This window comes from Agrococcus sp. AC640b, from assembly GCF_979255995.1.
Window position 1 is genome coordinate 1 of record NZ_CEEDMM010000042.1, and the last position, 1,590, is coordinate 1,590.

Sequence of the window (1,590 nt, forward strand, 5' to 3'; positions counted from 1 at the left end):
CAGTGGTGGTCGGGTGCGTGGTCGTGGTCGGTGGGTGGGGGTGATGTGCCAGCGGCGGGTGGTGCCGGGTGCGATGGTGAGTGTGCCTCGGTGGGCTTCGGTGTGGTGGTGCTGGCAGAGGAGGATGCCGTTGTCGACGTCGGTGGGGCCTTGGTCTGCCCAGCGGCGGACGTGGTGGGTCTCGCACCAGCCGGGTGGGGTGGTGCAGCCGGGTGCTCGGCAGTGGTGGTCGCGGGCGATGATCGCGCGTCGTTGGGCTTTGGTGAAGAGGCGTTCCTTGCGGCCTTGGCGCAGCGGCTCGCCGTGCGCGCCTTGGATGACGGGTTGCACGAATCCGTCGCAGAGGATGCGGGCTGCGATGGCGGCGGGGATGGTGTCGCCGGAGCGGCCCAGGAGCGGTAGGTCGGCGAGCTGGTCGCCGCGGCCGTGGAGGCTGTCTTCGCTGATGGTGATGGTGAGGACGGGGGCCTCGCCGGAGGTGCGGGGTGAGGTGGTATCGGCGTGGCGGGTGACGATCGCCACGAGCGCGTCGAGGCGTCGCTGGTCGCGGGTGCGGTCGTCGACCGGCGTCTCGGCGTCGGTGCCGTCGGCGTCGGTGTCGTCTGCGGTTGCCGTGTCGGGGTGGTCGGGGGTGGTCTCGTCCTGTGCGCCGCAGGCGTCTTGGAAGCGGGGTCGGCGGGGCTTCACGTGCGCGTCGAACGCGGTCATCATCGCGTCGCCCTGGTCGGCGGTGGCGCTGAACGTGCCGAGCCACGATCCGTCGCGGCGTCGGCGCATGCGGAAGAACCGCTGCGCGACCTGCTCGTCGTAGCGCGGCTCCTCCCCGTCGGGATCGAGGTGCGCCAGCCACCGGCGCGAGAGCACCGACAGCCACTCGGGGATCGCGGGCGCGTCGTCATCGGCGCTCGTGCCGCTGGCGCGGGCGACGAGATCGGATTCGGCGCGCGCGAGGCCTTCGGCCGACACCCGATCTGCCGAGCCCGCGAGGGTGTCGATGATCGCGTGCGCCTGCGACACCGACACCCACCCCGCAGCGAGCGCTGCCGCGACGTGCGGGAACGGGGCCGGGATGTCGGCGCCCGACAGCGACACGCGTGCGCGGGTCGCGTCAGCGACCTCGCACAGCACGCGCGCCTCACGCGCCCGCAGGCCCACACGGTGCTGCAGCATCTGCGACTCCGTGCGATGCCCCGCCGCGCGCACGAGCGAGTCCTCCGCAGGCAGCCCCTCGGAGCGGGCGCGCACCTCACCAGCCGCTGCCGTCAGGGCTGCGTCGATCCGGCGGCGACGGGCAGCGAGCTCGTCGATCGCGACGAGCAGCTCCTCGTCCGGCAACGACCCGCACGACGTCGCGCCGGCGACGATCGCATCGACGACCGACGTCTCGACCATGGCCTGATCGCGCATCCCGGGCACCTCCTTCGCGTGCACCCAGGATACCCAGCATTCGAACGTGTGTTCGAAGATTCCGGTGCCTGTGGAGAACTCGATCGGCGCAGCTCCGGGTGAGTCTCGTGGTGCGGTCGGCGCCCTTCGAGGCTCGCTGCGCTCGCACCTCAGGGAGCGGAGGGTGGGCGAGCCACAGAGGGT

At 72.3% G+C, this 1,590-nt stretch carries 1 protein-coding gene; it reads right to left on the reverse strand.

Going from position 1 to position 1,590, the window contains the following annotated elements:
- A partial coding sequence (locus ACZ6H8_RS13825) for an HNH endonuclease signature motif containing protein (RefSeq protein ID WP_464147468.1) occupies positions 1-1,407 on the reverse strand: 1,407 nt, incomplete at its 3' end.
- Positions 1,408-1,590: the final 183 nt, after the last annotated feature.